Genomic DNA, 8,612 nt, shown 5'->3' with positions numbered 1-8,612 from the left:
TATCCTCGAATGCAGGAACCTCGCTCTATCTTAAAAGGTAAACAGGCCTTGCGATCGAGACTTTTTCAGTGACATTGAATTTTTAGTCCTCTGTTAGAGGACTTTCGCTGTGAGGCAGGGGTTTTAACCCCTGTCGGACTGTCGGACTGTCGGACTCAGGGGAAAGAGCATGGAAAGTTGACAGCAAGCCATTTTTCCTTTGTTCCTACTGCCTCGGCTGGACGGGCTGACTGCGCTGCAACAGTTGGCGGGCGTCCGGACTGATGCTGTTTTGGTAGCCAAAGTTCGATCGATCGCTATCATCCAAAATCTGCGGCGTCAGCAATACAATCAACTCCGCCCGCTGGTTGGTCTTATTGGTGCTCCTGAACAGCGAACCGATAATCGGCAAATCTCCCAAAATCGGAATCTTGTTCGCTTGAACCCGTTCTTCATCGCGGATAATCCCCGAAACAATCAAAGTCTGACCGTCCCGCAGGCGAATTAGCCCGGATTGCAACGATCGCTCGCCCAGCAGCGTGATCTCATTGGTGTTCGCGCCAGTCGAAAGCTGTCTAGGGTTGCCAGTGGGTGTCCTGATAATCGGGTTCACCCGCAGAGAGACAAAACCATTATCGTCAACCCGATCAATTGCTACCCCCAACTGCAAACCAGCCCTGTCTTTGACGGCAGTCACCGTTGTGGTACTTGTATTTCCGGTAGTCTGCGTTTGCGACGTGATGTTAGTTATCACCTCATCAGTAATATTCACATTCGCCGTTTCCCCTTCTTGGACAACCAGAGTCGGATCGGTCAGGATTTTGGCATTGTTGCTGGTAATAGTTGCCCGCAACGCCGACAGGAACCTCCTCGGATACTGGAACGCCGGGAACAGGGCGAACTCTGCACTTCCCGAAGTGGTTGCTGATCCAGGCTCGTAATCGGTAATTCCAACTCGCGTAGGGTCATTAGTAATTGGGGCTGTGGGCCGGAGGAAGACACCTTTGGCGGCGGTATCGCGACCTTGACCCGTCAACGGCACGATACGCCGGCCGTTCGCATCGTAGAAAGGCTCCAGGTCTCCTAAAGGGTTGCCGATGATCGGCCGACCGGTCAAGCTCCGATTTATGTCGTCTGTAGTGGGCGGCTGGATGCCACCAAAATTGAGACTTGCCGCCCCATTGTCATTAACAAAGAAACTGTCATTAATTCCGAAAGAGAAACTGCTGTTAGTTATGTTGTTTCCCACCAAGTTGATATCGATCACCTTGACGTTGACAGCCACTTGACGGCGGCGCAAATCTAGCTGTGTCAAGAAAGCCACAGCCATGTCAACTTTGCGCGGGTCTCCCACCAAAGTGATGGAATTGAGCCGAGAATCCGCCAGCACCGACAGTCCCCTCAGCAACAGCGGCCCCGTGCCTTCCCTAGCGCCGATCGCCTTAATGTCGGGTTCCCTAATTTCCACATCCCGCGCCGCATTTCCCTGGCCCACGCTTTGAATAGTCACCCGAGTAATCGGCAGTTGAGTTTCCGCGCCTTGAGCGCTCAAAAAGTTAGCTGCATCCGTAGAGCGAACTTGATTGAGCCGCAGAGTCCGAATGATAATATTGCGCGAGTCGATCGGCAAGCTAGTCCCTACAAAAATCGTCCGCCCCTGCCGGTTAGCTTGCAGCCCGCTGAGCCGTAGCACGTAATTAAAGACATCTTGTACCGACTCATTTTCGATGTCCAAAGAAATCTTCGGCCCTTCATCTGAGCCGGTGGCTCCCGGCTGACCAGGCACTGCGGGCTGACCCGGTTGAGCCGGGGCACCGCCACCTGTAAAAGCAATGTTCAAGCCTGCAGCGCGGGCCAGCAGAGCCAAAACGTCCCGGACTGGGGCATCCCGCAACACCAAGCGGGGGATGCGTTCTCCCGAACTCAGTTCAATATTTCCCGCGCCGGGGGCGATGTTAGACACCGCGATATCTCCCAAGGGCGGAGCCACGGCCCGCGGCTGGAAAGGCGCAGCCTGATTTGTCTGGGATTGTATTTCGCTGGGGAGGGGCGGGCGATCGTTTCTGGTAACACTAACTTCGGGATTTGGCAGCAGCACGCCTGGGTTTTGGGAGGTGCGGACTTGGGGAGCCGGCGGGGGAGGTGTTTGGCTCAGCGGCAGTCCCGGAGGCGGCGGAGGTGGAGTTTGGGCAGACTGTACTGTACCGCCCTGTCCGGCAACGCTAAGGACGATGCTTTGGCCTTGTCCCGGAACAATTTGTCCGTTGGGAACTCCGTTGGTGCCGGCTACCACAACGCGGATGCTGTTAGCCTCTACCTGGCTGATTTCTACTGAAGAAATTCCCGGAGCGGGGTTATCTTGACGGAAGCTGTTGCCTTGTGGCAAGCGGAGCTGGGTGTTGATAATTGTGGCTTGGTAAGTATTGCCGTTATTGATGGCGAAAACTTGCGGGCGATCGCCCTTTTCTGTCGCCATGACAATATTTACGCCATTATTAGCTTGACTTACTTGCACTCCTGTGACTTGAGTCGGCACTGCCAAGACGGGGGCTTGGGCGATCAAAACTCCTGCAACGCTGCATAAGAGTCCTCCACTTAACCGTAGATGCTGTTTCACGTTCTCTCCTCAACTACAATTTGTATTTGTTGTTCGCAGTCTTTTGTCGCTAGCTGCTAAACTGACTAAAATATTCTCGATTCGAGCCTTTTTAAACGAAGAAGTTATGCCCTTTTCGATTTTAGATTTTCGATTGGGAATAACAGATGACATAGGGGTTAGAAGCTATCCTACAGCAATCCTCGCATCATTTGTGTATTTCTTACTCCCTCCCCTTTGTAAGGGGAGGGTTGGGGTGGGGTAAAAAAATTACGACTCCTGCAAGGATTGCTATAGAGTTCCATTACTTTTTGAAACTGGTATTAGAAGAAATTAGATTTTAGAGCCAATTTTTGATTGCCATCTAAAAAATATTTTGCTGGCATTCATACTTTTTTGACTTCTACCTTCAATCTTCCCATTTCAACCTTCTGCCTTCTGACTTCTTGTGAAAGAGCCATTGGGAATAGCTAATATCTATCCGCCCAACTACCGCTACTTAGCACCAGGACTCTGAGCCGGAGTTAGCGGTTTTTCTTCTTGCTTTAACGGCAGCAGGGCGTGCAAGTCAAAAGCAGTTTTAATTTTAGTTGGTGGCTGCTCCACAGGGACTATTTTCCCTTTCAAAAAGTCAACTTCAATTGGCTGATTTGATGCTAGCAATTCAGATTTCAAATTCCTCACTACCAACAGCGACTGCATCAACTCCAAGTTACGCATAAAAGTGCGGGTTTGAGCGAAAGTGCCTTCAAACTCTACCTTAAATTTTTTGCGTCTTAGCTTGCCAGCCAGGGACGGCCCGAAGGATGTATCTGCCAGAATATCAGGGTCTGGAGCTCCCGGCGCGGCGGTTGCTGCTGCTGGGGGCATATCCGGCTCAAATTTGGTAATTTTAGCCTTGAGGTCGTCTCCTTGCACGCCCGCGTTGATTCTATTAACCAGTTGGGTCATGTCAAGCAGCAGCGTGTTGGCGCTCGCATCGCTGGCAAACATTGCCGTCACGTTGGCCCGGCGCTGTTTTGCTTCTTCTTGCTTGGCTTCTGCTTCTGCCTTTTTTTGAATTAGAGATTTCAATTGCTGTTTCGTTTGCTCGCTTTCGCTAAGTTTTTGCTCGAAGTCGCCCTTTGTTTTGAATTCGGGCAGTACGAACTGGTAGCCAATGCCACCGGCAATGACGAGGCCGAGAACCGCGATGCCGATTGCTTGGACTTGGGGTGTCAGCTTAATGCCGAATATTTCCTGACCCCCTGTCTCTTCTGCTTGTGCGCCGCTGGGAATAAACTGATTTGCTGTCATTGTTTTTTCACCTCTGGTTTTTGTGTTTCTAGCACTCCTTTTTCTTGAAGTGTTTCTATCCGTATTGCTAGCCCGTCTGCCTGCTTGCTGCGGAGCTCGGGGAGCAACTCGGAGGCCCCCGTCGGGCTGAGCGTCGTTTCAATTTTATATTCCACCACCGGTCGCAGTTTGGGAAGTTCTGGTGGTGCTGCGTTTTGGTTGCGTACTTGTAATTGGGCGGGGTTGTTCTTTAATGTGGCCGCTATCAGTTTGGTATCGGTGTTGAGGAAGAAAGGAGAGCGCTGGACTAGCAACATAAAGTCGTTAACTTGAGCAAAGGTACTGGCTATCCCTGAAATTTGTACTTTTGATGCCTGCTGCGGGACGACGGGGGGGGGAGGTGCTGCCGGGGTGGGGCTGGCTGCTGGAGACGGACTCGCCCCTGGGGAGGCAGCGGGAGTTGCTGCGGGGGGTGGGGGTGCTGCTGCAACGGGGGATGGACTGGGGTCGATTTGCTCGATTTTGCCAATTTGCACTCCCGCCGGAGTACGAGCACTGAGGTCTTGCAACATCGCCGACCAAGGTTTAATTTGGTCGAATACTCCGGCTAATGCTTTGTACTCGGCGGTAACTTGGTCGGTTTCGGTGTTGATGGCTTTGATGGTGTTGGCTTGAGTGTTTAAATTTGCCAGTTCTGTGTCCATGTCTTTTTGTTTTTCGGCCAAGTTGCTATTTTCGTTAGTCGCCCACCACCAGGCGCCCATGACTGCGGCGTTGAGGCCGAAGGCAAACAGCAGCGCCCCAATTAGGGGCATTTGGTCTTTGGCTCCACCGGAACTTTTTTTAGCTGGGCTTTTGGCTGCAACGGGTTTGTAGTCCGGACGGTCGTTGAGAAAATTAATATCTAGGCTGTACATGGCTTCACTCGTTTTTATAGCAGAAGGAAGAAGGCAGAAGGCACGAGGTAGAAAGTAGAAGGCACGAGGTAGAAGGTAGAAGGTATAAGGAAAAAGCGATTTACCGCTTATGTTTCAGCAATTAAGAATGTCCTAACAGTCTTGGCTGTTGCTATAGATTTAAATTTGAAATTTGAGATTTTAGACAGAACCCAAGATTGCTGGTACAAGTGAAGGATTTATTTAGGGAAGAAAGAAACAACTTTCTGCCTTCTACTGAAGGAAGGGGCTGCTTCTAGCTCAGATATATTCTACCTTTTACCTTCTACCTTCTACCTCCAATATTCTACCTTCTGCTTTCTGCCTTCTTCTTTTGGAAGGGGTTTTTACCTAAAATTCTCAAATTGGTTTTTCTCTCATCTAAAACTGTTAGGTCACATAACCTCCCTTAGTCCTAAACCTAGGGCGACTCCTAAACCTGCTCGCTGTTCTGGGGTAATTTCTTGGCTGATTTCGAGTCCTAGGGTTTCGATGGGATCGACTTGAGATGCGGGCAAGCTTAATCTTTGCATAAAAAATTCGTCTAGTTTGCCGATCGCAGCTCCCGGACCTGCTAGCAGCAGTTGCGCTACTTCGAGTTCTTCGCTCTGGTTGAGGTAAAAGTCTACTGAGCGGCGCAGTTCGTCTGCTAGTTCTCCCAATACTTTAATCATCGCATTTGTTCCCGGATTAGCGTCTCCCGATGCGCCCATTGTATCTGTGACGGGCAGGGTCATGCCTTGCAGTTCGCTGGTGTCTCTGGTTGGCGGCAGGTTCATGGCTTGGTTGAGGGCGGTCTGGATTTGGTAGGTGCCGATCGGGATGGTACGGTTGAACTGAGGTATGCCGTCCACTACTATAGCTAACTCGGTGCTGTCAAATTCTATGGCGGTGAGAACTGCTGCTTCTTGGGAGGAAAATTGTTGCAGTTGTTCTTTGAGGGTGCGGATTAGGGCAAAGCTGGTTACTTCTAGTACGTCTATAACCAGTCCGGCTTCTTTGAAGGTTTCGATGTATGTATCGGTAACTTCTCTGCGGGTTGCTACTAACACGACTTGCACTTTTTCTACTCCGTCGTCATCTACAAAAAGGCCTATTTTTTGATAGTCTACGTCGGCGTCTTCTCTGGGAAACGGCAAGTACAGTCCTGCTTCTGCATTCATGTAATCCCGCAGTTCTTCTTCGTTGAGCTCTGCTGGAACTGGGATGAGGCGGATGACGGCTTCGCGGCCGGGAATGGCTGTGGCTACTCGCTTGGCTTTGATTTTGTTTTCGGCGAGGACGGTACGTATTAGTTCTGCCATTCCCGGCGGATCGACTATTTGTCCTTCTTGTATATAGTCTTCTGGAACTTCTGTTGAGGCTAGGATGCCTAATTTTAATGCCTGACCTTTCTTTTCGAGCTGAATGATGTTGATGCGGTCTGGGGCTATTTCGAGCCCGATTCCTGGCTGGCGTTGGGAAAGTAGACCTTTGAAAAAGTTAACCATGTGATTGGGTCGCCGATAATTGCTATTTTTTTCTTTTGTAGTTGGCCAGCCTGATTCAGCGCGCAGGCGTGTTGGAGGGTTGGTTTCCAACTGCCGCAAGAGTGCTGTAATCTCGGTATCCCGCCGTAGCTACGCAGCTCAGTCTGTGTTGCGCGATCGCTAGTTCCGATTTTATGCTATCCAATTTACTTGACAATAGCTATTCTGCTGCGAATGTCAATAAATTCCAGCAGAATCGACCGAAAACCTGCCGATTCTGCACAAAAACAGACTATCTCGCTCGCCGTGCCCAGGTACAAAACTTTGTTACTGACTCATCGCGCTTGATTCTGGCGATTCCCTACCCTACCCTTCGGGAACCCCTGCGGGGAACGGGAACCCCTGCGGGAAGATAGCTTCGCTTCACGCTTTTTTGTCTGACGATTCCCATAACTCTCAAATTTTATTCTATGAAACGTAAATCTTGGCAACTGTTTGCTGTTTTTGGACTGGTGGGGCTGCTGCTGGCTGCGGTGGTGAGTTGCAGCAAGCCGGCTGTTAATTCCCAGGCAAATAATACGCAGGCAATCGAGTTCTGGACTATGCAGCTTCAACCTCAGTTTACTGAGTATTTCAACAAGACGATCGCCGGTTTTGAAGCGGAAAATCCGGGGGTGAAGGTGCGTTGGGTGGACGTTCCTTGGTCGGCGATGGAAAGCAAGATTTTGGGGGCGGTTTCGGCGAAAACTGCGCCGGATGTGGTGAACCTAAATCCGGATTTTGCTTCGCTGTTGGCGGGACGCAATGCTTGGCTGGATTTGGATTCTCGAATTCCGCAGCAAGTTCGTGATCTCTATCTCCCAAATATCTGGAAAGCTAGTATGCTCGACGGCAAGAGTTTTGGCATTCCTTGGTATCTCACGACTGGAGTGACAATTTACAATACGGACTTGTTGAAGAAGGCTGGAATTGCTAAGCCTCCTGCTACTTATGCCGAGTTGGCAACTGTTGCCAAGCAGGTGAAGGAGAAGACTGGTAAGTTTGCTTTTTTTGTGACTTTTGTGCCGGAAGATTCGGCGGAAGTTTTGCAATCTTTCGTGCAGATGGGTGTGCCTTTGGTGGATGCTAAAGGCAAGGCGGCTTTTAATACTGATAAGGGCAAAGCTGTTTTTCAGTATTGGGTGGATTTGTACAAGAACGGACTTTTGCCGCAGGATGTTTTGGTGCAGGGACATCGCAGGGCGATCGAGCTTTATCAAGCTGGGGAAACTACTTTTTTAGCTTCCGGGCCTCAGTTTTTGAAGGCGATTGCTGAGAATGCTCCGAGTATTGGTGCTGTTTCGGCTGCTGCGCCTCAAATTACGGGGGAAACAGGCAAGAAGACTGTGGCGGTGATGAATTTGGTTGTGCCCCGCGACAGCAAGCGCCCTGATGATGCTGTCAAGTTTGCTTTGTACGTGACTAATTCTCAAAATCAGTTGGCTTTTGCTAAGGCTGCTAATGTTTTGCCTTCTACTGTTGAGGCTTTGCAGGACGATTATTTTAAGAATGTTCCCGCTGATGCTGCTGCTGCCGATCGAGCTCGCGTTGTTAGTGCTTCTGGGTTGAGTTCCGCCGAGCTATTGATTCCGCCTTTGAAGGATGTTAAGAAGTTGCAAAAGGCGATTTATGACAATTTGCAGGCGGCAATGTTGGATGAGAAGTCGGTAGATCAAGCTGTGGCTGATGCGGCTAAGGCTTGGGATCAAAGGTAGTTTTTAATTGAAGCTGGGGCGGGATTTTTTTTATCTCGCCTCTTGCTTTTTTTTGCTCCTTGACGTATTATTTAATAATGGGAATCTGTGCCGCCATATATAAGCAGATATCAGCTTTTAAGTTATTATCGAATGATGAAATTACCGCCTCTTCACAACGCGGAGTCGGAGGAGAACTCTGGATAAGTCAATCTCGACTATTGTAGAGGTAAATGTTTGTTGATAATAAAGATCGCTCATCCCAGAAACCGGGTTTATTTATCCCGTGCGATCGCCTTTCTCAATTCAGCTTGATTGATGATTTGTAGGAATATAGCCTGAATTATTCAAATATTCAGAAATTTGACTTGTGTTAAAATCAAAGCTCAGATCGGAATAGGAGAAACTTCTTATGCCAGCGATGACACTCAAAGATTTAAACCAAGTTCAAACACTTTTTTCCGAAGCGGGTTTAGATTACCAAATTGAACTAGAAGACGGGAGACTTTCAATTGTGGGGCCATCAGACATCGTATCCAGTGAAATCAGCCTGGGGGGGTGACAAGATGGCTAAGAGCTAGACTGAATCTGACTTATAGCCCTCATCCCCCGTTGGTAAAAATAG

The 8,612-nt window shown here is 49.5% G+C and carries 7 protein-coding genes; 3 read left to right on the top strand and 4 right to left on the bottom strand.

The genetic code is table 11. The features are described from left to right. Positions 1-205: 205 nt before the first annotated feature. The 4 genes from QUA83_RS29325 to pilM form a co-directional block, all read right to left on the bottom strand. Complete coding sequence (locus QUA83_RS29325) at positions 206-2,596, bottom strand: AMIN domain-containing protein (RefSeq protein WP_333297678.1); 2,391 nt, start codon at positions 2,594-2,596, stop codon at positions 206-208. 474 nt (positions 2,597-3,070) lie between these two features. Further along, on the bottom strand, positions 3,071-3,871 hold the full coding sequence (locus tag QUA83_RS29320; RefSeq protein ID WP_333297677.1) for a pilus assembly protein PilO: 801 nt from the start codon (positions 3,869-3,871) through the stop codon (positions 3,071-3,073). Further along, positions 3,868-4,767 (bottom strand): PilN domain-containing protein, encoded by a 900-nt coding sequence (locus QUA83_RS29315; RefSeq protein ID WP_333297676.1) that lies wholly within the window; start codon positions 4,765-4,767, stop codon positions 3,868-3,870. Before QUA83_RS29315 ends, QUA83_RS29320 begins: the two co-directional genes overlap by 4 nt. Positions 4,768-5,180: 413 nt before the next feature. Beyond that, the gene (gene pilM / locus QUA83_RS29310) at positions 5,181-6,275 is read right to left on the bottom strand and encodes a type IV pilus assembly protein PilM (RefSeq protein ID WP_333297675.1); all 1,095 of its coding nucleotides are present in this window, start codon (positions 6,273-6,275) and stop codon (positions 5,181-5,183) included. 173 nt (positions 6,276-6,448) lie between these two features. On the opposite strand from pilM, the gene QUA83_RS29305 reads away from it, so the two are divergent. From QUA83_RS29305 to QUA83_RS29295, 3 genes are all read left to right on the top strand, one after another. Then, positions 6,449-6,670, top strand: a complete 222-nt coding sequence (locus QUA83_RS29305) for a hypothetical protein (protein ID WP_333297673.1) — start codon at positions 6,449-6,451, stop codon at positions 6,668-6,670. Positions 6,671-6,724: 54 nt separating this feature from the next. Beyond that, on the top strand, positions 6,725-8,008 hold the full coding sequence (locus QUA83_RS29300) for a sugar ABC transporter substrate-binding protein (protein WP_333297671.1): 1,284 nt from the start codon (positions 6,725-6,727) through the stop codon (positions 8,006-8,008). A 391-nt stretch (positions 8,009-8,399) separates the two neighbouring features. After that, on the top strand, positions 8,400-8,549 hold the full coding sequence (locus QUA83_RS29295; protein ID WP_333297670.1) for a hypothetical protein: 150 nt from the start codon (positions 8,400-8,402) through the stop codon (positions 8,547-8,549). Positions 8,550-8,612: the final 63 nt, after the last annotated feature.

It is taken from the genome of Microcoleus sp. K1-B1 (genome assembly GCF_036704705.1).
Taxonomy (GTDB): domain Bacteria; phylum Cyanobacteriota; class Cyanobacteriia; order Cyanobacteriales; family Microcoleaceae; genus Microcoleus.
The sequence above is the reverse complement of the archived record's forward strand: the minus strand, read 5'-3'. Positions and strand labels throughout refer to the sequence as shown.

Coding starts and splice junctions, on each gene's coding strand:
- QUA83_RS29295 (WP_333297670.1), top strand. CDS start 8,400: ATGCCAGCGATGACACTCAAAGATTTAAACCAAGTTCAAACACTTTTT.
- QUA83_RS29315 (WP_333297676.1), bottom strand. CDS start 4,767: ATGTACAGCCTAGATATTAATTTTCTCAACGACCGTCCGGACTACAAA.
- QUA83_RS29300 (WP_333297671.1), top strand. CDS start 6,725: ATGAAACGTAAATCTTGGCAACTGTTTGCTGTTTTTGGACTGGTGGGG.
- pilM (WP_333297675.1), bottom strand. CDS start 6,275: ATGGTTAACTTTTTCAAAGGTCTACTTTCCCAACGCCAGCCAGGAATC.
- QUA83_RS29305 (WP_333297673.1), top strand. CDS start 6,449: ATGCTATCCAATTTACTTGACAATAGCTATTCTGCTGCGAATGTCAAT.
- QUA83_RS29320 (WP_333297677.1), bottom strand. CDS start 3,871: ATGACAGCAAATCAGTTTATTCCCAGCGGCGCACAAGCAGAAGAGACA.